The organism is Nonomuraea sp. NPDC050790, from assembly GCF_044456745.1.
Classification (GTDB): domain Bacteria; phylum Actinomycetota; class Actinomycetes; order Streptosporangiales; family Streptosporangiaceae; genus Nonomuraea.
Genome location: NZ_JBITGF010000003.1, coordinates 1 through 22,034 on the forward strand (window position 1 = coordinate 1; position 22,034 = coordinate 22,034).

Sequence of the window (22,034 nt, forward strand, 5' to 3'; positions counted from 1 at the left end):
TCAGAAGGGCGTCTAAGTCTGTCTTCACACACCGACCATGGACGCCCTTCGCCATGCTCGCAGACGATTACCGACTTTCACATCAACGATCTAGCTGCCCCTGGTGCCCGGCACGCAGTTGGCCCGGACGTTCACCGGCTGTTTGGCGAGCAGTTCGCGGGCCTGCGAGCGGGCCAGGTTCCAGCCGTTCCACGGGTCGGGACGGTCCAGCTCGTTGGCCTGGACCACGTTGAACAGCACGCAACTGCGCTGCGGCTCCGGCAGCCTGACCAGCGCGGGCACGGCCTCCGCGCCCAGGTCGCCCAGGTAGTCGGAGTCCATCTGCGACACGCCGCGCACCGCCACCTGGGTTTCGGCCACGCGCAGGTCCGGGTTGACCATGGCGAAGGCGCCCAGGCCCAGGGCCGTCACCAGCACGATCGTGCGCGGCAGCCAGCCCGAGCCGCGGCCGGCCAGCCGGACCGCGCCGGCCAGCAGCACCAGCGCGAACACCGCGCCGAGCCACCAGACCGTGGCCTGCACCGAGATCCGCAGCCGCGACAGCCCGTACACCTCGGTGTAGAGGTCGATGCGGTGCAGCGCCGAGGCCAGGATGACCAGCGTCAGCGCGCACAGCACGCCCAACTGACCGGCCAGCAGCCAGCGCTCGCGCCGGCCGGTGCGCAACACGCCGCCGGCCACCGCCACCATGCCGAGCACGATCATGCTGACCAGGACGAGCTGGAAGAAGCCCTCCCTGGCGTACTCGGCGTAGGTCAGGCCCTCGGTGTTGAGCACGGTGGAGGCGCCGCCGAACAGGAACCTGATCTGCACCGCCACGAACGCCCCGAACAGCAGGTTCAGCGCGGTCAGCGGGACCAGCCAGACCGTCCGCGCGACCGCGAACTTGGCCCCGGGGCCCACCGGGTCCTTCACCGGCCGCAGCGCGACCAGCACCAGCGCCGACAGCAGCGCGCCGAACACCGCGAACAGCACGATGCGCGACGGCAGCGACTCCATCCAGTCGGGCGTCGCCGTCAGCCGCTCCAGGTAGGCGGCGAACACGCGGTCGGCCGAGGCGAACAGCAGCCCGAACCCCCCGACCAGCACCACCGCGATGCCCACGCCGACCATGGCCGGCATGATCCGCCGCCGGGCGACCAGGCGCTTCATGGGCCCGGCCAGCAGCCATGGCACCGGGCCCAGCGCGAGCAGCACCGACATGCCGCCCCTGATCACGCCCAGCCAGCCGGTGCCCGCGCCCGAGACCGCCAGCCCGATCAGCCCCGCCCCCGCCGTCACCATGAGCAGCACCAGCCAGTCGGCGTCCCTGATCACCGCCGTCGAGATCAGCCAGTAGCCGGTCAGCCCGAACGCCAGCGTCCACGGCGTCGCCCTGCGCAGCACCGCGGGCAGCGCCGCCGCCCCGAGCACCAGCGCGACCAGCACGAGTCCGAGCCCGCTCTGCGCGTCAGGCAGCGCCACCGCGGCGAACACCCCCGCTCCCGCCGCCGCCGGAAGCAGCCAGCGCGGCGTGTCCGGCAGTTCGGGCCGCGGCAGCAGGGGCGGCGGGGTGTAGGGGGGTGGCGGGGGGCCGTAGGCGCCCGGCGCGAGGGGCTGTGGAGGCTGCGGCCTCTTGTACGGCTGCCGCGCCGCCGTGTCGGCCGCCAGGACCGCGCCCACGGCGCCGCCCGCGGCCGTGGCCAGGACCAGCGTGACCACCGCGGCAATGCCACCGAACATGACACCCATGACACCGGCGGCGAACAGCCCGACCATGAAGCCGGCCACCAGCCCGATCAGGATCCCCCAGATCAACCGCCCAAGCCAGTTCCCCTGCCCGCCCCCGGCCGCCGCCCCTTGTCCCGGCGCGGCTCCCTCCCGTGGGCCGGGCCGCACGGCCGCCCCGTCTGCGGGAACGGCGGGCGGGCCGGTCCGGGTCACCGCCGCGGCCGCCGCCACCCCGGCTCCCACGGGCACTCCGCCTTCCAGCACGCCCTTCTGCGGCGGTGCGGGCACGGAAGGGGCGACCTTGGCCGTCGCCCCCGCCTCCGAGACCGCCCGGCTCGAGTCCGCCGCCACTGCCGCGTGAGTCGAGGTCGCCGCCGGGATCAGGTCCGCCGCCACGGCCGCCTGATCCGAGGTCGCGGCCGTGGGCGTCTCCTCAGCCTCGGTGAGTGCCCGGTCCGGGCGCTCACCCCCGCTCTCGACAGATGTGTCCGCCATCGAGGTCCTCCCCGGTAAGTCGACGACCATCCGGCATCCCGTGCCGTCGCCGATGTGGATGGAGCCGCCGTGCAGTTCGACGATCTCCTTGACGATGGCCAGCCCGAGCCCCGAGCCACCCGAGTCGGCCGCCCGGCCGGAGTCCAGCCGGGAGAAGCGTTCGAAGACCCGCGTCCTGGCCTCGGCGGGAATGCCGGGCCCCTCGTCGGCGACGGTGATGCGGACCCCGGCGCCCTCCCCGGTGCCCGTGATCGTGACCAGGGCGCCGGGCGGGCTGTGCCGTACCGCGTTGTCGAGGAGGTTGGCCAGCACCTGGGCCAGCAGGTCGGGGTCGGCGCGCACCACGAGGTCGGGCGGGATCCGCCCTTCCAGCCGCACGTCCTCGCGCGCCAGCCCCGCCTCACGCAACGCCTGCTCAAGCAGCGGCCCGAGCTCGATCGCCTCGGGCTCGATCAGCCTCGCGCCCGAGTCGAGCCGCGACAGGTCGAGCAGTTGCGTGACCAGGCGGCCGAGCCGTTCGGTCTGCGCGAGCACGGTGCTCATCGTGACGGGGTCGGGCGCGGAGACGCCGTCGACGACGTTCTCCAGTACGGCCCGCAGCCCCGTGATCGGCGTGCGCAGCTCGTGACTGACGTTGGCGATCAGCTCGCGGCGCTGTCTGTCGACCTCGGCCAGGTCGGCGGCCATCGCGTTGAACGCCCTGGCCAGCTCCCCCACCTCGTCGCGCGAGGTGGCGCGCACCCGCAGCGTGTAGCGGCCCTTGGCGATGGTCTGGGCCGCGGAGGCCATCTCGCGCAGCGGCTTGGTCATGCCTCTGGCCAGCCACTGGACCATGATCAGCGCGAGCAGGGCGGCGACCGCGATGCGCACCTCGCGCCCGAGGCCGGAGTTGATGCCGACCTCGTTGACGACGAACGCCACGCCCACGGCCAGCACGATGACCAGGCCCAGCTTGACCTTGATGCGGCCGAGGAAGTCGAGCGGCCTCATCGGCGCACCAGGGCGTAGCCCACGCCGTGCACCGTGCGCACGACGTCGGGGCCGAGCTTGCGGCGCAGCGCGCGCACGTGGCTGTCGACGGTCCTGGTGGCGGCGGCCTCGGAGAATCCCCACACGTCCGACAGCAGCCGGTCGCGCTCGAACACCTGGCCGGGCCGCTCGGCCAGGCGGCGCAGCAGGTCGAACTCGGTCCTGGTGAGCTGGGCCTCCACGCCGCCGACGAACACGCGGCGCGCGGCGGTGTCGATCTCCACCTCGCCCACGCGGATCACCGTGTCCTCCACGGCCAGTTGGGCGGCCCGCTCGACGCGGCGCAGCAGCGCGTGGATCCTGGCCACGAGTTCGCGCATGCTGAACGGCTTGGCGATGTAGTCGTCCGCGCCCACCCCCAGCCCGACCAGCACGTCGGTCTCGTCGCCGAGCGCCGTCAGCATCAGGACCGGCACCGGGCGGGCCGCCTGCATCCGGCGGCACACCTCCAGCCCGTCGAGGCCGGGCAGGAGGCGATCGAGGATGACCAGGTCGGGCTCGGCTCTGCCGTAGGAGGCCATCGCGCTCTCGCCGTCGCCGGCCACCTGGACGTCGAACCCCTCGGCGGCCAGCCGGTCGCGCAGCGCACGTGCGATCGTCTCGTCGTCTTCGACGACCAGGACCCTTTTCACGACTCGAAGCCTAGAAGGGGACTGTGCAGACGACACTCCGCAATTTGTGGACATCCCGTGCAGACTTGTCCTCGTGAACGTCGCCGCGTACCTCTCCCGCATCGGCCGCCCCGACCTCCTCAACGTCCCGCCCAGTGCCGACCACCTGCGTGAACTCCACGTCGCCCACATCGAACAGGTCTCCTACGAGGCCCTGGAGATCTGGCTCGGCCGGCCCACCACCGTCGACCCGCTGGAGTCCGCCGCCCGCATCATCGGCGGCCGTGGCGGCTACTGCTTCCACCTCAACGGCGCCTTCTCCCTCCTGGCCACGGCGCTCGGCTACGAGGTCACCAGACACGTCGGCGGCGCCCAGCAGGACGCCGCCGCCGGGCCGCGCGTCACCGGTAACCACCTCGTGCTGACGGTCCGCCTGCCGGACGGCGACTGGCTGGTCGACCTCGGTCTCGGCGACGGCCTGCACGAGCCGCTGCCGCTGGTCGCCGGAACCTACCGGCAAGGCCCCTTCGAGTACGTGCTGCGCCCCTCGGAGATCGCGCCCGGCGGCTGGCGCTTCGACCACGACCCGCGTGGCTCGTTCGTCGGCATGGACTTCGATCCCGCCCCCGTGGAGATGTCCGCCTTCGCCGCCAAGCACCACGAGCTGACCACCTCGCCCGACTCCGGCTTCGTCCGTGTCGCCGTCGCGCAGCGCCGCGACGCCGGCGGCGTGGACACCCTGCGCGGCCTGGTCCTGACCAGGGTCGGCGACCGCTCGCTCAGGACGACGATCACCACGCAGGCCGACTACTTCGCCGCGCTGGCCGACGTGTTCGGCCTGCCCATGGCCGACGTGGGGCCGCGCGACCGGGAGAAGCTGTGGCGCAGGCTCCAGGACGCCCAGGAGCGCTGGCTCAGCGGCAACGGCTCCCCGGCGCCGGCAGCGAGCCCTTGATCAGGTAGGCGTCCACGGCGGCGTCCACACATGGGTTCTTGCCGCCGTACGCGCCGTGGCGGTCGCCCTCCCAGGTGAGGAGCCGGGCCGAGGAGAGCTGCCCGGCCACGTCGCGCGCGTACGCGTAGACGCCGTCCGGGTCGCCGGTGTTGCCGACGACCAGGATCGGCGCGGCGCCCGCCCCGCTCAGGCGGCCGGCGTGCGGGTCGGCGGACCTCGGCCAGTAGGCGCAGTTGAGCAGCGCCTGCCAGACCGAGGACGGTCCGAACCTGGGCGAGTCGGCGGCGATCTTCCCGGCCAGGCGGTCGAGGTCGCGCCTGCCGTACCTCTCGGTGTAGTCCGCGCAGTTGATGGCGATGTTGGCGTCCTGGAAGTTGCTGAACCCGCTCTCCTGGCTGCCTCCGGCCAGCCACGCGGACATCTCCAGCATCGGCCGCCCGTCGCCCTCGTACGCCCTGGCCAGCGCGTTCTCCAGCTTGGGCCAGCCGTCGGGGCGGTAGAGACCGTACAGGACGGCCAGCCGCGCGGCCGGCTCGGTCAGCTCGCCGACCGGCAGCCCCGTGTCCAGGAAACGGTCGAAGCGGGCGAGCACCTCCTTTCCGCTCGCGCCGATCGGGCAGTCCGCGCGTGCCCCGCAGGCGTCGGCGAAGCGGCGCAGGCCCCTTTCGGTGCCGGCCATCTGGAGCCTGATCACCTCGTACTGGCTGAGCGTCGGGTTGCCGGGCGAGTCGAGCACCAGCCGCCCCACGTTCTGGGGGAACATGTCCGCGTACGTGGCCATGAGCGAACCGCCCCACGACAGCCCGAACGCGGTGAGCTTGTCCTCGCCGAGCGCCTGTCTGATCCGGTCCAGGTCGCGCGCGTGGTTCCTGGTGCCGAGGTACGGCAGGAGCGGCCCGGCGGCCTTCTCACAGGCGGCCGTCACCTTCTTGGCGGCGGCGAACGCGGCGTCCTTCTCCCTTTCGGTGTCCGGGGTTGGGTCGGCGGTGAACGCGGCGGCCAGGTCCTCCTCGGTGAGGCACCGGACCGGCGTGCTCCGGCCGACGCCGCGCGGGTCGTAGCCGATCAGGTCGTAGCGCTCGCCCAGGGTGTCGTGTGCCTTCGTGAGGATGCGGGGGAAGTCGAGGCCGGTCGCGCCGGGTCCGCCCGGGTTGAAGACCAGGCTGCCCAGGCGTCTGGCGGTGTCGCGGGCGGGGATGCGGGTGAGCGCCAGCGTGACGGTGCGGCTCTGGGGGTTGGCGTGGTCGATGGGCACGTCCAGGGTGCCGCACTCACGCGGACCGCACGGCGTCCACGCGATGGTGGTGTCAGACGTTGTCGAGGATGACGTGCCGTGGGATGACGTGCCGTGGGATGACGTGCCGTGGGATGACGTGCCGTGGGATGACGTGCCGTGGGATGACGTGCCGTGGGATGACGCTTTATGGGGTACGGCGGGCGGTGCGGCCTGGCAGCCGGCGGCCAGGATGAGGGCGATGGGAAGGAGTTTGCGCATGCTGTCGAGGGTGCCGGGAAGGCTGGGGGCCAACCCACCTCACCAGGCACGATTCCGGGTAAACACTTCGGTGTACCCCCCGTGCATGGCTATGCCCGGAGATATCCCGCTATCGTGCGTTGCGAAATGGGAGAAAGCATGAAGCTGGGCGGGCGCTATCGGCTGCTGAACCCCTTGGGCGAAGGGACGGTACGGCTGGCCTTCGACGAGGTGGCGCACCGTGACGTCGCCGTCAGGGACATGCGGGCGCAGCCGGCCGAGGAGGCCCGGCGGGCGCTCGGACTGCGGCATCCATCGATCGTCCCACTCCTCGACCTCGTGGAGGAGGAGGGCGGGCCGTGGCTGGTGACGGAGTTCGTGTCGGGGGCGTCGCTGGCGCGTACCGTGGACGCGAAGCGGCCGTTGCCGGAGCTCCAGGCCGCCCGCGCCGGGCTCTGCCTCCTGGAGGCGCTGACCACCGCGCACAGCGCCGGAATCGTGCACGGCAACCTCAACCCCGGCAAGGTCATGCTGACCGCCACCGGCCGAGCCGTCTTGACCGGCTTCGGCCTGCCGCACCCCGGCCTCCGCCCACCCGCCGACCTGTGGTCACTGGCGGCGACGCTGCACTTCGCCGTAGAGGGCCGCCCCCCAGGCACCGCCCCGGCCCCCGACCCCGAGCCGCTGCGCGCCCTGATCCGCGCCATGCTCGACCCCGCCGGGCCACCGTCCCTGGACGACATCACCTCCACTTTGACCCGCCTGGCCCTAAACCACCCCATCACCACAACCCACCCCCTCTCCTTCCCCACCAACCCATCACCCCCCACCCTCGCCCACCCGTCGCCCCCCGATCCTGGCCACCCCTCATCCCCCACCTTCGACCACCCCGCACCCCCCGATCCTGGCCACCCCTCATCCCCCACCTTCGATCACCCGGCGGCGCCCGTCCCCGGCTACCCGTCACCACCCATGCCCGGTCAGCCCTCACCCGCCGGCCCTGGCCACCCGGCGTCGCCCGACCCCGGCCAGCCGGCGGCACCTGACCTCGGCCACCCGGCGTCACCTCCCGACGCCTCGCCGCCCGCGGGCTTCGGTCACCCGGGCGACTCGGTGCCGCCTGTACTCGGTTACCCCGGCGAGACCCTGCCTCCCACCCCACCCCTGGGCGGTGATGCGGCCCACCCCGGCGGTGACGCGGCACACTTCGGCGGTGGCGCGGCCTACCTCGGCGGCCAGAGCGCCCCGGCACCCGACGCGCAGCCCCAGGCACCCACGCCGCCCGCCAAGTCCCGGCTGCTGGGCCTGCGCAAGGTGTTCGGCCGACGCCGCCAGTCTCCGCCCACTCCCGAGAACCCGCCGCCCCCCGAGCCGCCGCTCCCCGCACCACCCGTCATCACGCCCGCCCCCTACCCGCACCCCCAGGACGCCCCACCCCAGGGCAGCCCTTTCCCGCCACCCCAAGACGTCCCGCCCCAGGCCCCCATCACGCCACCCCAGAGCGGCCCTTCCCCGCAGTCCCACGACGCCTTCCCCACGCCTCCGGACGCGGCCTTCCCACCGCCTCCAAATGCGCCGTTCCCCCTGCCTCAGGACGCCCCGCACCAGGGCGCCCCCTTCCCGCCGCACTCCGACACGCCCTTCCCACCGCTTCGGGACACGACCTTCCCGCCCCCGGACGCGCCCTTCCCACCATCCGGCGCGTGGCCACCGCCCGCGCCCATGGCTGACGACGCCTACCCCACGCCTCCGGTCCCCGCCTCGCCCCTGTCGCCTGTCGACAGTTACCCGACACCGCCGGGCGACGGGTTCCCCACGCCGCAGCCCTTCACGCCGCAGCCCGACTTCCCCACGCCACCCGCCGAGCAACACACGGGCGGCACCGGTGACCTGCCCTACCCGTCGCCCTCGTGGCCCGTCGCCTACGACCCCGCCCCACCGCCCAGCGCGCACAAGCCGCGCCACGCCGCCCCCACCGACAAGGCCCTGGACCAGGTGATCGGCAAGACCGGCCCACTCCCCCCGGCCCAGGTGGCCGCGATCGGGCTGGCCGTACTGGATCAGTTGGTGGGGCTGCACGCGCGCGGCGAGCACCACGGCGACATCCGCCCCGGCAACATCCTGCTGTCGCCGTCGGGCCAGGCCATTCTCGTCCCGCCGCTGATGCCGAACGGGATCTCCGCCTACACCGCCCCCGAGGGCGCGACCGGCCCGGCCGCGGACATGTGGTCGCTGGGCGCGACGCTGTTCGCCGCGGTGGAGGGGCTGCCGCCGGCTCCGGGCGCGCCGCTGACGCGGGCGGGCGCGCTGGCGGCGGTCCTGTACGCGCTGCTGTCAGGCGACCCGGCGGCCAGACCGGCGCCGGGTCCGCTGCGCCAGGAGTTCCTGACCGTCTCCCAGAGCCTCGACCCACGCGACATATCGTGAATGGAACCCCTTCGGTCCCCCACTCGTTGGACCGAAGACGCACAATGTGAGAGAGGCGGGGCGCGGGCTCCGCGTTCGGAGGAAGTTGAGGATGTCGCCAATCCAGAAGTACGCCATAGGCGCGGGCGCCGCCGTACTGCTCTCGTGGATCTTCCTGCCGGGTTTCGTCACCCTGCTGATCCTCCTCGGCGTGGTCGCCGCTCCGGTGGTCGGCTACTTCATGCTCGACCCGTCCCAGCGTGAGCGGCTCAAGCGGGTGCGCAGGCGCGGCATCGGCAGCTAGCCAGGGAAGAAGGAGCGCGGCGAGGGCCAGGAGAGGGCCCTCGCCGTACTCACGCCTGCGCCAGCGCGGCCTGCACGCGCAGGGTCACCCTGCGCTCCACGTAGAACGACAGGAACGGCACCGTCCCGCCGAGCATGATCCCCAGCATGTACGGCCAGCTCCACCGCGCCTTCATGCCCAGGTTCATGACGGTGACCAGGTAGACCATGTACAGGAACCCGTGCACCTGCGCGATCACCAGCCCCGGCCACCACGTGACCTGGACGACGTAGTTGAGGAACATGCCCACGCAGAGCACGAGCAGCATCACGCCCACCATGTAGGCGAGCACCCGGAAGGGCTTGAGGGCGGACTCCACTTGTTTTCCTAACCTTCCAGAACCATCTCAGGGGACTGTCGAGCACGGCCCCGATCACCCCGTACGGCGTCGCGTACGAAGTGGAACCACATGAAGACGGCGAACCCCGCGAAGATCCACCAGTTGGCCGCATAGGCCGCGTTGCGCCACGTGAACGTGCCGCCGACGATCGGCGGTGACACCGAGACCGGGGCGAGCGCCCCGGAGGCGGGCTGCGCGACGACGAACCCGTTGCGCACCTTCTCGCCCTTCCACAGGTTGATCAGCTCACCCGTGGAGACGGTCTGCACCTGCCCCGCGGGCAGCCCTTCGGCGCGCCGCTGCACGCTGTCGGTCCCCTGCGGCGGCCGCAGCCTGCCGGCGACGTTCACGGTCCCGGCCGGTACGGCGGCGCCCGCGTCCCCGGCCGTCGCCACCCACCCGCGCACCACGGGCATGAGCGTCCCGTCGGCCAGCCGGAGCGGCGTGAGCACCCAGAACCCCTTGTCCCGCGCGACGTTGCCGCCCGGCGTGTCCACGCTTGGCTTGCGGTCGGCGACGAGGAGCTGGCGCCGCTCGTCGTAGACGCCCCGCGCGGTGACCTTGCGCCCGACGGCCGCGTTCTCGAAGCCCGCGCCCACCTTGGCCAGGCTGTCCACGGCGACCGGGGCGGGGTCGGTGGCGGCGTGCGGCTTGCCCGACTCCTGGAAGACCCCGAGCTGCCAGCGCCCGAGCAGGATGAACGCGACCAGGACCCCGATCGTGAGCAGATGCAGCCCGATCAGTCGTGGGGAGAACAGGGTCCTGAGCATGCTTCAAAGCTATCCGCCTGACCGGGTGGTCCGTCATCAGGGGCACCTACCAGTCCTGGCAAAAGGTGCAAACGGCTCACCCGTTCCGGCTAGAGTGCTGCGCATGTCTGACCAGCATCCCGACCCGGCCGGCAGCACGCAGCAGTTCCGGGCGTTCGCACAGCAGAACGAGCAGGACGGCGCGCGCAAGCGCTCGGCTGCCCTCCCCATCATCGCCGGCGTGGTCGTCCTCGCGATCATCGCGGTGGCGGTCTACCTCGTCCTGAAGTAACCCGACTCTGACCCAGCCAAGCGCCGACGGCCTCGCTCTCGGCGCTTTTCGTGTGCCCGGAGACGACTGGTGTGACCTGGCTCACTCTGGACCGGGCAACTCCGGCTGACTTACATTGGACAATGTGTCCAATAAGACTGCGGACCTTGAGCGCTTCCGCGAGCTGCAGCAGCTCGCCTACCGGGGCGCGGAGCACGTCGCCTCGCGGCTCGAACCCGGGGTGACCGAGCGCATGGCCGCCACCGCCCTGCGCAGGTGGCTGGAACGGCAGGGCGCCGACGACTGGTTCCATGTGCCGTTCGCGTGGTTCGGCGACCGGACGGCGTTCCGGAGGTTCCGGGTTCCGACCCAGTTCCTGCCGACGTCGCGGCGGCTCGAAGAGGGCATGCCGTTCGTCCTGGACTGCGCGCCGATCAAGGACGGGTATGTCGCGGACATCGGGTACTCGGGCCGCCTGGGCGACAACGCCGGCTGGGAGTCGCTGGACCGCGACCTGGCCGGGTTCCGGGGGAAGATCCTGGAGCTGGTGCGGGCCCGCCGTACCTTTCGCGACATCTACGCGGAGGTCGACCGGCTCATCGCCGAGCAGGGGTATCGAAACCGGCACAAGGTTTATCCCGGGCGGGTGATCGGGCATCAGGTCGCCCGTATCCGGCTGGGCGGGCCGCGTTTCGTGGTTTTCCGGTCGTTCGGCTTCAGGACGCTGCGTACCATCGGGCGCGAGCTCGTCAAGGAACGCCTGGAAGGCCGCTCGCCGCTCTGGGCGGGCGGGAAGGCCAGCGACCATCCGCCCACCCCCGGGCTGTGGGCCGTCGAGCCGCACCTGGGCACGGCGGACGACGCGGTCGGCGCCAAGTTCGAGGAACTGCTGGTCGTCACCGAGGATGACGCCTACTGGCTGGACGACGACCTCCCCCACGTCCACCGCTGGGAGTCCCGATGAGCGACACCTCGATCAGGCCGCGCCGGGTCAGGTTCTCATGGGAGGAGACGCCGCTGCACTGGGTGCCCGGCGACCCGTTCACCACACATCTGATCAACGGGCTGCACATGCTGTTGCCCGCCGGCGAGCGGTGGTTCGTGCACGTGTTCAAGCAGGCCCTGCCGTACATCCGCGACGAACGGCTGAAGGCCGAGGTCAAGGGCTTCATGGGGCAGGAGGGCACGCACGCGGTGGCGCACCAGCGCGTCCTGGAGCACATGAAGGAGCAGGGGCTCGACCCCGGGCCCTACGTCGAGAACGTCGAGTGGATCTTCGAGCGGATGCTCGGCGACGGCACGATGCCGCCGCTCGCGCGGACGTTCTGGCTGAAGGAGCGCATCGCGATCATCGCGGCCATCGAGCACTACACCGCGGTGCTCGGGCAGTGGATCCTGGACGCCCGGCCGCTCGACGAGGCGGGCGCCGACGCGGTCATGATGGACCTGCTGCGCTGGCACGGCGCCGAGGAGGTCGAGCACAGGAGCGTGGCGTTCGACCTGTTCACGCACCTCGACGGCTCCTACGCGCGGCGCACGCGGACGATGCTGGTCACCGGGCCGATGATCGTCCTGCTGCTGAAGCGGGGCGCCGGGTTCCTCATGGCCAACGACCCGATCGTGCGCGGGCGGCTGCGGGCGAAATGGACGCATTACTTCTACCGGGCCCACCAGGGGCGCGTGCCGACGATGCGGAGCCTGGCGCTGGCCGTACCGCGGTATCTGCGGCCCGGTTTCCACCCCAGCCAGGAGGGCGACCTGCGGCAGGCGCTCGACTACATCGCGATCTCCCCCGCCCACGCCGAGTTTGATTCTTACAGGAGGGCCAGTGACTAAACCGGGCATCGTGATCATCGGCTCGGGCTTCGCCGGCATCGGGATGGCGATCAAGCTCAAGGAGGCCGGCCACCACGACTTCGTCATCCTCGAAAAGGCCGACGACCTGGGCGGGACCTGGCGGGACAACGTCTACCCCGGCTGCGCGTGCGACGTGCCGTCGCACATGTACTCGTTTTCGTTCGAGCTGAATCCCGGCTGGTCGCGGATGTTCTCCCCACAGGACGAGATCTGGGAGTACATGCGGGCGTGCGTCGACAAGTACCACATCGGGCCGCATATCCGGTACGGCAGGCGCGTCGCCGGCCTGGAGTACGACGACGAGGCCAGGGAATGGCAGATCACCACCGAGGACGGCGCCACCCTGAGAGCCAATGCCGTGATCTCCGGCATCGGCGCCCTCCACATCCCGAAATTTCCCGAAATCAAGGGACGTGAGCTCTTCGCCGGGCCGTCCTTCCACTCCAGCGCCTGGGACCACTCCGTCGACCTGGCCGGAAAGCGCGTGGCCGTCATCGGGACCGGCGCCTCGGCCATCCAGTTCGTGCCCCAGATCGCCCCCGAGGCCGGGAAGCTCTTCCTCTTCCAGCGCACCCCGCCCTGGATCCAGGCCAAGCCCGACTTCGCCGTCCCCGGCGCCGTGCGCAAGGGACTGGCCCTGCCCGGCGCCGCCCGCCTGCTGCGCAACGCCATCTACTGGGGCCTGGAGACCCGCGCCCTCGGCTTCGCCGTAGACCCGAGGCTGATGAAGGTCCACGAGACCATGGCGCGCAGGCACCTCGCACGCCAGGTCGCCGACCCGCTGCTGCGCGCCAAGCTCACCCCCGACTACACCATCGGCTGCAAGCGGATCCTGCTGTCCAGCGACTACTATCCCGCCCTGACCAGGCCGAACGTCTCCCTGATCACCGACGGCATCACCGAGATCCGGGAGCGCTCGATCGTCGACGCGACCGGGACCGAACACGACGTCGACGTCATCGTCTACGGCACCGGCTTCAAGGTCACCGACTCCCTCCAGGAGCAGCGCATCGTCGGCAGGGGCGGCCGCAAGATCCAGGACGCCTGGCAGGACGGCATCGAGACCTACTACGGCATCACCACGGCCGGCTTCCCGAACCTGTTCTTCCTGCTCGGCCCCAACACCGGGCTCGGCCACAACTCGGTCGTCTTCATGATCGAGTCGCAGGTCCGCTACGTCATGAACTGCCTGCGCCTGCTGTCCAGGACCCAGGCCAGAGCCCTCGACGTCAGGCCCGGCCACCAGCGCGCCTTCCAGGACCGCCTGCACCGGCGCCTCGACCCGCTGGTCTGGAACTCCGGCGGCTGCCGCTCCTGGTATCTGGACGAGCACGGCGTCAACCGTACGGTCTGGCCCGGCTTCACCTTCGAGTACTGGGCCCGCACCCTCCGCGTCGACCCGGCCGCCTACGATCTCATCTACTGACCGCCGCTCGAACTCACCTACGAAAACTGTCGGTGACGATCTTTACAGTCTTCCGCATGACGACTGGGGCATGGGAGGCGGTCCGCAAGGCCGTCGACGCCTATGACATGCACGCGGTGGCCCGCCTGGCCGCCGGTTTCGGCGTGGACGAGCGCCGCGAGGTGGCCGTGGAGCTGGCGGCGTACCTGCCGGTGGCCCGCGCCAACGGCGAGCAGGACGAGGCGCGCCGCCGCGAGCGCGACATCGAGCGGTGGCAGGAGCTCCATGCCCGCGAGCCGGGGACGTCCATCTACAGCCTCCCCGAGGCCCAGGAACTCATGCGGCCCCGGGTTCTCGACCGCTGGATCGAGCCGATGCGCGTCGCCGGTGCCGCCACCCTGCCCGGCGCCGCCGCCGTGGCCGCCTGGCTCGGCCGCCGCGAGCTGCGCCGCAGGACCGCCCGCTGGGAGGAAACGGTCGACGACGTCCCGCACCTGCTCGCGGTCCTGACGGCCCGTCCCACCGCCTGGCAGTCCGATCTCGCGGTACGGCTCGCGCTCCGGCTGCGCGGCGCCCGCTTCGAGCCGGACAACCAGGTGCGGCTGGTGCTGGAGATGCTGCGCCGTACCGGGGCCGAGCCGCCCGCGCACGACCCGCTGACGCTGGCCTGGCTGGCCGCCTCCACCCCGTCGTCCGCGACGCTGGCCAAGGACGTGCTGCTCGACGCGATGGTGCCGCGGCTGTTCGAGACCGAGGGCGTGGGCAGGGCGCTGCGCGACTCCACCGAGTGGCCCAAGGCGCTGCACAAGCTAACCGCCCTGTCGCTGACCGGCGCGGCGCGGGTGTCCAGGAAGGCGTTGCTGTCGGGCTGCGTGGGCCGGTTCCTGCGCGGCGGGCAGGCGGCCGACCTGCGTTTCTTCGTACGACTGCACGACCTGCTCGACCCCACCGACGGCGAGGTGGCCGAGCGCGGGCGCGACTACCTGCGGCTGCTGCACTCCGCGCCGGGCAACGTGGCGGAGCTGGCGCTCAAGCGGGTGCGCAGGCTGGGCGAGCTGCCCGTCCAGGAGGCGGGCGAGGCGGTGCTGGGGCTGCTGTTCCGGCCGGAGGGCAAGCTGGTCGTGGCGGGGCTCGGCTGGCTGGAACGGCTGCTGCGCGACCCCGCCCACGATCTCGACGCCTACGCCGCCGCCCTGGCCACGGCGCTGGCGGGCGAGTCGGCGGCCGTGCGTGAGCGAGCGGTGAAGCTGGCGGTCAAACACCAGGCCCGCTTCAGCCCGCTGGGCGCCGAGACGATCCGGCAGGCCCTCGAACTCCTGCCCGCCGACCAGGGCGACACCCTCGCGGCGGCGTTCGGCGGCGAGGCCAACTCCCCCGAGCAGGCGCCCGCTCCCCTGCCGCCCCGATCGCTGCCCCGGCCCCCCGAGCCGGGCCGGTTCGAGAGCGCGCCGGCCACGCCGGAAGAGCTGGCGGAGCTCAGGCCGTCCCCGTACGACTGGGTGAGCTCCGAGCTGTGGCTCGACGCGTTCGTCCGGCTGGCGGACCGCGACCGTGCCGCGCTGGCCGCCGGGCTGGCGCCGCTGGCCGTTCAGTGCGACGACCTGCGGTACTGGACGTCGCCGTGGGGGGAGCCCGCCGACTGGGCCGTCGCCATGGCCAGGGAACTGAACGAACCGGGCGCGGAACGCACCGCCCCGTCCCGGGCGGGCCGTCCCGCGAGCGAGACGAGCCCGATGAGGGAGCAGATCCTGTCCAACCTCGGCGGCGTCCCGACCAGGACGATGGCCGAACGACTGCCCGAGCCGGAGATCTGTGACGCCTCGCGGTACGTGCCGGTGGCCCGGTTCGCGGAGGTCTACTCGGCGCTGCTGGACGGGCGGCTTCCGCCGTACCTGCTGGGCACGCCGAGCCGCGCGGACGGCGGGCTGGACGCGGCGGTGCTGGTGGAGCGGCTGGAGGGCTACCCGGACGGTGTCGTCCCGCTGCCGTGGGACCTGCGCCAGGCGTTGCTACGGCTGCGGCGCTCGGGCCGGGAGGAGCTGGTGGATCGCGCCCGTCGCCTACCCGGCGAGGCAGGCCGCCAGATCGCCAAGCGCCTGACCGACCGCCCCGCGGAACCCCGGGTCACACTGCGCTGGACAACCCAGGGCGACCACCCACATGTCGCGGCCGACCCGCAGGGCGACCACCCTCAGGGAGACAACCCGCACGGCGCAGCCGACTCGCAGGGCGCGGCCGACTCGCATGACGAGGCGGGCCAGCGCGCCGCCACCGACCCGCACACTGTCACCGACCCGGGTGTGGCCCGCGACCAGCGCGTCGTCTCGGGGGTCACCGGTGACCCGCGCGTCGTCGCCGAGATCATCCTCGCGCCGGAGGACCAGGCCCTGTTCGGCGACCTGCTGGCGGGGCGGGCGCGCGAGGAGTCGTGCGAGCGGCTGCTGCCCGTGCTGCCGGGGTACCGGGAGGTGGTGGCGGCGCGAACGGTGTACGCGCTGCTGTCCTCCTGGCCGATCAGCAGACCGGATCGGCAGGACCTGAATCGGCTGGCCTGTGCGGAAGGCCCCTGCGGGCCGGGCATGGGCCTGCTGCTGGCCTGGTCGCTGCTGTCCGGGGACCACGCGCCGCCGCCCACGAAGCAGTTCCTGTGGATGGCGGCCTCCGGCGATCTGCCGGGTGAGGAGGTGGGCAGACAGCTCGCGATCCTGCTCCCCCGCCTGCGGTCCAACCTCCCCGACCTGCTCCGCACCCTCGGAGAGCTGGCCGAGCAAGGGGCGCACCAGGAGGTGTGGCAGGTGATGACCGGCCTGCTGCCCGCCTACCTGCCCAGCGAACGCGCCACGACCGCCCACACCCGCCTGGTCGCCTTCGCCGCCGACGCCGCCGCCTGGGCGGGGGCACGCGGCGAACTCCCGGTGATCGCCGACCTGGCCGCCCGCACCCGCACCAGCGACCTGGTCCGCCACGCCCGCCGCCTCCACACCCACCTCACCAACCCACCCCCCGACCAACCCACCGCTCCGAACCTCTGATCATCCAGGACAAGGACAAAGACCCCTCGGGCCAACAGCACCGAGCTGAGGGCCCGCCGCCTAGGGCACGGGCCGAGCCGGGGGGTGGTGGGCCGGAACCCAGCGAGCCAAGCCACTGCCCCGGGCCGCACCACGGTGCCGAGGGTCATGACGTTCCCCCCGGGGGCGCGGGTGGGCCGAGAGTCTGCGGCGGGCCAAGGGTGTGCGGGCGGAGGGCAGGTGCGGGTGGGGTGCGCGTTGGGAGGTGGAGCGAGAGCGGGGTGATCGGGTGGGTTAGGGGTGGCGGGCTTGGGTGGCGGCGGTGCGGAAGGCGGGTGGGGTCTGTTCCAGGGCGCGGCGGTCCCGGGCGGGCCAGCTCACCCCCGCGAACACCGCAGGACGTCCCCGGAGCCGGGCGCGGACGCGGCGGGACAGTACGGCCAGGTCGCGGCAGTGGTCGGGCAGCGGGCCCTCGTACGGCTGGACAAGGGCGGCGTGGGCGGGGTCGGCCAGGCCACCGCCCAGCGGGAGGGCGTGGGAGGACAGGTCGGGCAGGTCGGTGCGCGGAGTGGAAAGGGTCAGGAGGGTGTCGAAGCGGGCGGCCGCGGCGTCCCGGGCGGTCAGCGGGGGATGGCCGGGGGCGAACAGGGCGCGCAGCGTGGCCGGGACGCTGGCGTGTTCCAGCGGGGCGGCGCACATCGTGCCCTTGGGGATCAGCGGGGAGACGATGACGGCGGGCACGCGGGGCCCCGAGGAGGAGAAGTCGAAGGCGGCGCTCTTCTTGTGGGCCAGCAGGCGCAGCAGGCGGGTCAGCAGCCCGGGAGACGAGCCGGGGTCGGGCAGGCCGGTCAGCGGCGGGGCGTGGTCGTACAGGCCGCCGTGCTCGTCGTAGGTGATGACGAACACGGTTCGGCCGAACGCCGAGGGGTTCGACCTCAGCGCCTCGTACACCGCGGCCACCAGCGACTCGGCGCGGGCGAAGTCGGTCGAGGGGCCGACCTGGTCCTTGGTCTGGTTGTTGCCGGGGTGCTGGCTGTTGGACGGACGGTCGTTGAGGCGGATCGGCGGCCGGTGGTTGGGCTCGATGAAGGAGTACGCGGGCAGCTCCCCGGCCGCCGCGTGCGCGGTGAACTCGGAGATGTCGAACCAGCGGGCGATCCTGTCGGCGCTGTTCCACAGGTTGGAGAAGGCCCACACCTGCGGCACGTCGTCGTGGTAGACGTGCCAGCCGTGACCGGCCGCCTCCAGCGTCTCGAAGATGGTCGGGTCGGTGTAGAAGCGGGGCTGGATGTTGGTCATCCCGTCGGAGGTGGCCGCGTGCAGGTAGTTGCGGTTGGGCCAGGTCTCCCCCGGCACCGAGCAGTGCCAGCGCGTGCACACCGCGAACTCCAGCGCCAGCCGCGCCAGCACCGGCACCCCAGCCGGGTCCTGGCAGCGCATGACCTCGGGCCCGACCCCGTGGACCGGCTCCTTCTTCGCGAACTTCGGATACACCCACTCGATCAGCGGCCCCAGCAGCCCGCCGAACCGCGGCTCGGCCAGCCCGCGCGCCTTGCGCTCGTGCGCGCTGACCCAGCCGCCGCCCAACTGCTCCATCGCCGCGTCGTGCGAGTGGTCGAAGTCCATCGTGGCGAGCGGCCCCGCGTCCGCGGAGGCCGCCACGGGCGGGCCGCCGTCCCAGCCTGGGCTGGTGTACGGCCCGCCGCCAAGCAACCCGTCATACCCCGGATCGGGATGGACGAGGTAGCCGAGCATGTGGTCGAAGGAACGGTTCTCCAGCATCAGCACGACGACATGCCGTACCTGTGAACTCATCGCGACGGATGCACCACCAGCGCGCTGCCGCCGCCGCGCCGGGCGGGTTCCGCGACCGCCTGCACCCGTCCCCGGCCGAGGAACTCGAGGGCGGTCGCCGCTCCGATCTCGGGGTTGGGCGCGAAGACGTGCCCGCGTTCCTGCAGGGCGGGTCCGTGCTGGGTGAGGAAGGCGGGCTCGGCCTGGGTGGCGGCGGTGTTGCGCTGCGTGGCGCGGGGTGCGGCCAGCGCGTCGGGCAGGTTCATGCCCAGGTCGTAGCGGTTGACGAGGATCTGCAGGACGGTGGTGATGATCGTGGAGCCACCGGGCGAGCCGACGGCCAGGACCGGCTTGCCGTGCTTGAACACCAGCGTGGGCGCCATCGAGGAGCGGGGGCGCTTGCCGGGGGCGGGCAGGTTGGGGTCGCCGGGCGCGGGGCCGAAGGTGAAGTCGGTCAGCTCGTTATTGAGCAGGACGCCGCGGCCGGGCACGACGATGCCGTTGCCGCCGGTGGACTCGATGGTGAGGTTGTAGGCGACGACGTTGCCCCATCTGTCGGCGACCGTGAGGTGGGTGGTCTCCGGGCCCTCGTCGGTCACGTCGGGCGCGGTGCCGGTGGACTGCTCGCAGTCGGAGTAGTCGCCGTCGGGCGAGCCGGGCGGCGCGGGGTGCGGCATGGCGCGCTCGCCGATGAGGCAGGAGCGCTCCTTGGCGAAGCCGTCCGACAGAAGCTCGCGCATGGGGACACCGGGGATGTCGCCGACGTACTTGCCCCGGTCGGCGAAGGCCAGCCTGGACGCCTCCAGGTACTCGTGCAGGCCGACCTGGGGCAGCGCCTCCAGGATGTTGAGCGCCTCGCCGACGGTGGAGCCGCCTGAGGACGGGGGCGCCATGCCGTACACCTGGAGGCCCTTGTACTCGACGCGGGTCGGTTCGCGCATCACCGTGCGGTAGGCCCGCAGGTCGGACATCTCCATGAGGCCGGGCCGCACGTTGCGGGTGGTGCCGGGGGTGAGCGGCGGGTTCTTGACCGTGGCGACGATCTCCTGGCCGAGGCGGCCGTCATAGAGCCAGTCGGTGCCGCGTCTGCCCAGCTCGCGGTAGGTGTCGGCGAGTTCGGGGTTGCGGAAGACGGAGCCCACGGGCGGTGGCGCGCCGTTCGGGAGGTAGAGCTTGGCGGTGGAGGCGATGTCCTTGAAGCGGGCGGCGTTCGCGGCGGTCTGGTCGTGGAAGGTCTGGTCCACGACGAAGCCCTTGGCGGCGACGTCGATGGCGGGTTTGAGCGCCTGCTTCAGGCTGATGGTGCCGAAGCGGCGCAGCGCCGTCTCCCACTGGGCGACCGTGCCGGGCACGCCCGCCGACAGGCCGCTGGTGACCGCCTCGTCGAACGGGATGCCTTCGAGCGAGGTCGGGGTCATGGCGCGCGGCGCGGTCTCGCGGCCGTCGATCGTGTAGACCTTACGGCGGGAGGCGTCGTAGTAGACCATGAAGCCGCCTCCGGCCAGCCCGGAGGAGTACGGCTCGGTGACGCCCAGCACCGCGCCCGCGGCTACGGCCGCGTCGATGGCGTTGCCGCCCCTCTTCAGCACGGCCACCGCGGCCTTGCTGGCGTCGAGGTCGACGGTGGACACGGCGCCGCCGTACCCCTCGGCGACCGGGACCTTCTGCTGGGGCTCGGCCATGGCGGGTGGCGCGGTGGTGAGCGTGAGGACGACTGCTGCTGCGGGAACGATCACTCGGCGCATGGTTCCCACAATCCACCAGGTACGCCTCCGGTGGTAGGGCCCCCTGCCACATCCAGAGGATGCGCTGGTCAGAATGCTGAAATAGCGTGGGGCCGTGAAGTCCCGACTCGACCCTTATCTGGCGCTCGTGCTGGCCGTCGCCCAGGTGGTGATCGGACAGGGCGCCGAGTGGGGGCAGCGCCTGGAGCGGGCCGCGCTCGACCCTTACGCCTACTCGCTGCTCCTGATCGGGCCCGCGCTGATCCTGGTGCGCCGCCGCTATCCCGTCGCCACGACCGCGATCACCCTGCTGGTGACCGCGGCGTACGTGGTGGGCGGCTATCCCTACGGGCCGATCTTCTTCACCCCCGCGGTGATGCTGTTCTGGCTGGTGATCGACGGCCGGAGGCTGGTCGCCTGGCTGCTGGCGGCGGGCATGTTCAGCTTCTTCGAGGCGTACGCCTGGGTGATCGGCAACCGCAGCCTCTTCCACGCCGTGTGGATCTCCACGGCGATGATGCTGCTGATGGTCATGGCCGAGCTGGTCAGGATCCTGCGCGAGCGGCGGGCCGAGCGGGCCAGGGCCGAGGAGGAGGAGGCCAGGCGGCAGGCCAGCGAGGAACGCCTGACGATGGCGCAGGAGCTCCACGACGTGCTCGCGCACAACATCTCGCTCATCCACGTCCAGGCCTCGACCGCGCTGCACCTCATCGACGACCGTCCCGACCAGGCCAGGACGGCGCTGGCCACGATCAAGACCGCCTCCAAGGAGGTGCTCGGCGAGATGCGCTCGGTCCTGAACGTGCTGCGCGAGGGCGCTCCGCGCTCCCCCACCTCGGGCCTGGACCATCTGGACAACCTCATCGAGCGCTCCGGTCTCGACGTCACGCTGAAGCGCGTGGGCTCGCGGCCGCTTCCGCCGCAGGTCGAGCGGGCGGCGTACCGGATCGTGCAGGAGTCGCTCACCAACGTCACGCGCCACGCCCCCGGCGCGAAGGTCACGGTCAGGCTGGAGTACGGCACGGCCGAGCTGACCGTCCTCGTCACCGACACGGGCGCCACCTCGCCCGCCCACCTGTCGGAGGACGGCAGCGGCAACGGCATCCCCGGCATGCGCGAGCGGGCCGCCGCCCTGGGCGGTTCGCTGGTCGCCGGCCCGGTCGGCAACGGCTTCCAGGTCGAGGCCAGACTGCCCCTACCTGAGGAGAACGCATGATCAAACTGCTGCTCGCCGACGACCAGGCGCTGGTGCGCGCGGGGTTCAAGGCGCTGCTGGACGCCCAGCCCGACATGAGCGTGGTCGCCGAGGCCGCCGACGGCGCGGAGGCGGTACGGCTGGCCGCCCAGCACACCCCCGACGTGGTCCTCATGGACATCCGGATGCCGGGCACCGACGGCCTGACCGCCACCCGCCAGATGCCGCCCGGCCCGAAGATCATTATTTTGACCACGTTCGAGCTGGACGAGTACGTCTTCGAGGCCCTGCGCGGCGGCGCCAGCGGCTTCCTGGTGAAGGACACCGAGCCGGCCGAGCTGATCCAGGCGGTCAGGGTCGTGGCCGACGGCGAGGCGCTGCTGTCGCCGAGCGTGACCAGGCGGCTCATCGCCGAGTACGCCACACGGGCCAAGGCGCCGGTCGCGACCGAGGGCCTGGACCAGCTCACCGACCGGGAGCGCGAGGTGCTGGCGCTGGTCGGCACCGGGATGACCAACGACGAGATCGCGGCCAAGCTGTTCATGTCGCCGGCGACGGCGAAGACCCATGTGAGCCGGGCGATGATGAAGCTCCACGCCAGGGACCGGGCACAGCTCGTGGTGATCGCCTACGAGTCTGGGCTGGTCAAGCCGGGCTGGCTCTGA

17 protein-coding genes are annotated in these 22,034 nt (G+C 72.1%); 10 read left to right on the plus strand and 7 right to left on the minus strand.

Annotated features, from left to right (window positions below):
- Window positions 1-90: 90 nt before the first annotated feature.
- Window positions 91-3,195: a DUF4153 domain-containing protein gene (locus tag ACIBEJ_RS14920; protein ID WP_397183265.1), complete on the minus strand. Its 3,105-nt coding sequence runs from the start codon at window positions 3,193-3,195 to the stop codon at window positions 91-93.
- Window positions 3,192-3,866, minus strand: coding sequence for a response regulator (locus ACIBEJ_RS14925; RefSeq protein ID WP_397183266.1), 675 nt, complete (start codon window positions 3,864-3,866; stop codon window positions 3,192-3,194). Before ACIBEJ_RS14925 ends, ACIBEJ_RS14920 begins: the two co-directional genes overlap by 4 nt.
- 73 nt (window positions 3,867-3,939) lie before the next feature.
- Between ACIBEJ_RS14925 and ACIBEJ_RS14930 the strand changes: the two genes are divergently transcribed.
- Entirely contained in the window at window positions 3,940-4,800 is an 861-nt protein-coding gene (locus ACIBEJ_RS14930; protein WP_397183267.1) for an arylamine N-acetyltransferase, read from the plus strand.
- Here the strand turns inward: ACIBEJ_RS14930 and ACIBEJ_RS14935 are convergent.
- Complete coding sequence (locus ACIBEJ_RS14935) at window positions 4,760-6,055, minus strand: alpha/beta hydrolase (RefSeq protein WP_397183268.1); 1,296 nt, start codon at window positions 6,053-6,055, stop codon at window positions 4,760-4,762. The genes ACIBEJ_RS14930 and ACIBEJ_RS14935 overlap by 41 nt on opposite strands.
- Window positions 6,056-6,433: 378 nt before the next feature.
- Between ACIBEJ_RS14935 and ACIBEJ_RS14940 the strand changes: the two genes are divergently transcribed.
- Entirely contained in the window at window positions 6,434-8,701 is a 2,268-nt protein-coding gene (locus ACIBEJ_RS14940) for a protein kinase (RefSeq protein WP_397183269.1), read from the plus strand.
- A 91-nt stretch (window positions 8,702-8,792) separates the two neighbouring features.
- Window positions 8,793-8,984: a hypothetical protein gene (locus ACIBEJ_RS14945; RefSeq protein ID WP_397183270.1), complete on the plus strand. Its 192-nt coding sequence runs from the start codon at window positions 8,793-8,795 to the stop codon at window positions 8,982-8,984.
- Window positions 8,985-9,033: 49 nt separating this feature from the next.
- On the opposite strand, the gene ACIBEJ_RS14950 is transcribed toward ACIBEJ_RS14945, so the two are convergent.
- Both ACIBEJ_RS14950 and ACIBEJ_RS14955 read right to left on the minus strand, forming a co-directional pair.
- The gene (locus ACIBEJ_RS14950; RefSeq protein ID WP_397183271.1) at window positions 9,034-9,342 is read right to left on the minus strand and encodes a DUF3817 domain-containing protein; all 309 of its coding nucleotides are present in this window, start codon (window positions 9,340-9,342) and stop codon (window positions 9,034-9,036) included.
- An 8-nt stretch (window positions 9,343-9,350) separates the two neighbouring features.
- On the minus strand, window positions 9,351-10,133 hold the full coding sequence (locus ACIBEJ_RS14955) for an SURF1 family protein (protein ID WP_397183272.1): 783 nt from the start codon (window positions 10,131-10,133) through the stop codon (window positions 9,351-9,353).
- Between the two features lie 103 nt (window positions 10,134-10,236).
- Here ACIBEJ_RS14955 and ACIBEJ_RS14960 point away from each other — a divergent pair, with 103 nt between their 5' ends.
- The 5 genes from ACIBEJ_RS14960 (at window position 10,237) to ACIBEJ_RS14980 (ending at window position 16,677) form a co-directional block, all read left to right on the plus strand.
- Complete coding sequence (locus ACIBEJ_RS14960) at window positions 10,237-10,404, plus strand: hypothetical protein (protein WP_397183273.1); 168 nt, start codon at window positions 10,237-10,239, stop codon at window positions 10,402-10,404.
- A 124-nt stretch (window positions 10,405-10,528) separates the two neighbouring features.
- On the plus strand, window positions 10,529-11,347 hold the full coding sequence (locus ACIBEJ_RS14965) for a M24 family metallopeptidase (RefSeq protein ID WP_397183275.1): 819 nt from the start codon (window positions 10,529-10,531) through the stop codon (window positions 11,345-11,347).
- On the plus strand, window positions 11,344-12,219 hold the full coding sequence (locus ACIBEJ_RS14970; protein ID WP_397183276.1) for a metal-dependent hydrolase: 876 nt from the start codon (window positions 11,344-11,346) through the stop codon (window positions 12,217-12,219). The genes ACIBEJ_RS14965 and ACIBEJ_RS14970 overlap by 4 nt, the downstream gene beginning before the upstream one ends.
- Complete coding sequence (locus ACIBEJ_RS14975; protein ID WP_397183277.1) at window positions 12,212-13,666, plus strand: flavin-containing monooxygenase; 1,455 nt, start codon at window positions 12,212-12,214, stop codon at window positions 13,664-13,666. The genes ACIBEJ_RS14970 and ACIBEJ_RS14975 overlap by 8 nt, the downstream gene beginning before the upstream one ends.
- A 56-nt stretch (window positions 13,667-13,722) precedes the next feature.
- Window positions 13,723-16,677 (plus strand): hypothetical protein, encoded by a 2,955-nt coding sequence (locus ACIBEJ_RS14980; RefSeq protein ID WP_397183278.1) that lies wholly within the window; start codon window positions 13,723-13,725, stop codon window positions 16,675-16,677.
- A gap of 273 nt (window positions 16,678-16,950) precedes the next feature.
- Here ACIBEJ_RS14980 and ACIBEJ_RS14985 read toward each other — a convergent pair whose 3' ends face one another.
- Both ACIBEJ_RS14985 and ggt read right to left on the minus strand, forming a co-directional pair.
- The gene (locus tag ACIBEJ_RS14985; RefSeq protein WP_397183279.1) at window positions 16,951-18,471 is read right to left on the minus strand and encodes an alkaline phosphatase family protein; all 1,521 of its coding nucleotides are present in this window, start codon (window positions 18,469-18,471) and stop codon (window positions 16,951-16,953) included.
- Entirely contained in the window at window positions 18,468-20,195 is a 1,728-nt protein-coding gene (gene ggt / locus ACIBEJ_RS14990; RefSeq protein ID WP_397183280.1) for a gamma-glutamyltransferase, read from the minus strand. Before ggt ends, ACIBEJ_RS14985 begins: the two co-directional genes overlap by 4 nt.
- 94 nt (window positions 20,196-20,289) lie before the next feature.
- Between ggt and ACIBEJ_RS14995 the strand changes: the two genes are divergently transcribed.
- Together ACIBEJ_RS14995 and ACIBEJ_RS15000 are read left to right on the plus strand one after the other, a co-directional pair.
- A complete protein-coding gene (locus tag ACIBEJ_RS14995; protein WP_397183281.1) occupies window positions 20,290-21,390 on the plus strand; it encodes a sensor histidine kinase in 1,101 nt (366 codons plus the stop codon).
- The gene (locus tag ACIBEJ_RS15000; protein WP_397183282.1) at window positions 21,387-22,034 is read left to right on the plus strand and encodes a response regulator; all 648 of its coding nucleotides are present in this window, start codon (window positions 21,387-21,389) and stop codon (window positions 22,032-22,034) included. The genes ACIBEJ_RS14995 and ACIBEJ_RS15000 overlap by 4 nt, the downstream gene beginning before the upstream one ends.

Coding starts and splice junctions, on each gene's coding strand:
- ACIBEJ_RS14920 (WP_397183265.1), bottom strand. CDS start 3,195: ATGAGGCCGCTCGACTTCCTCGGCCGCATCAAGGTCAAGCTGGGCCTG.
- ACIBEJ_RS14940 (WP_397183269.1), top strand. CDS start 6,434: ATGAAGCTGGGCGGGCGCTATCGGCTGCTGAACCCCTTGGGCGAAGGG.
- ACIBEJ_RS14945 (WP_397183270.1), top strand. CDS start 8,793: ATGTCGCCAATCCAGAAGTACGCCATAGGCGCGGGCGCCGCCGTACTG.
- ACIBEJ_RS14955 (WP_397183272.1), bottom strand. CDS start 10,133: ATGCTCAGGACCCTGTTCTCCCCACGACTGATCGGGCTGCATCTGCTC.
- ACIBEJ_RS14960 (WP_397183273.1), top strand. CDS start 10,237: ATGTCTGACCAGCATCCCGACCCGGCCGGCAGCACGCAGCAGTTCCGG.
- ACIBEJ_RS14970 (WP_397183276.1), top strand. CDS start 11,344: ATGAGCGACACCTCGATCAGGCCGCGCCGGGTCAGGTTCTCATGGGAG.
- ACIBEJ_RS14980 (WP_397183278.1), top strand. CDS start 13,723: ATGACGACTGGGGCATGGGAGGCGGTCCGCAAGGCCGTCGACGCCTAT.
- ACIBEJ_RS14985 (WP_397183279.1), bottom strand. CDS start 18,471: ATGAGTTCACAGGTACGGCATGTCGTCGTGCTGATGCTGGAGAACCGT.
- ggt (WP_397183280.1), bottom strand. CDS start 20,195: ATGCGCCGAGTGATCGTTCCCGCAGCAGCAGTCGTCCTCACGCTCACC.
- ACIBEJ_RS15000 (WP_397183282.1), top strand. CDS start 21,387: ATGATCAAACTGCTGCTCGCCGACGACCAGGCGCTGGTGCGCGCGGGG.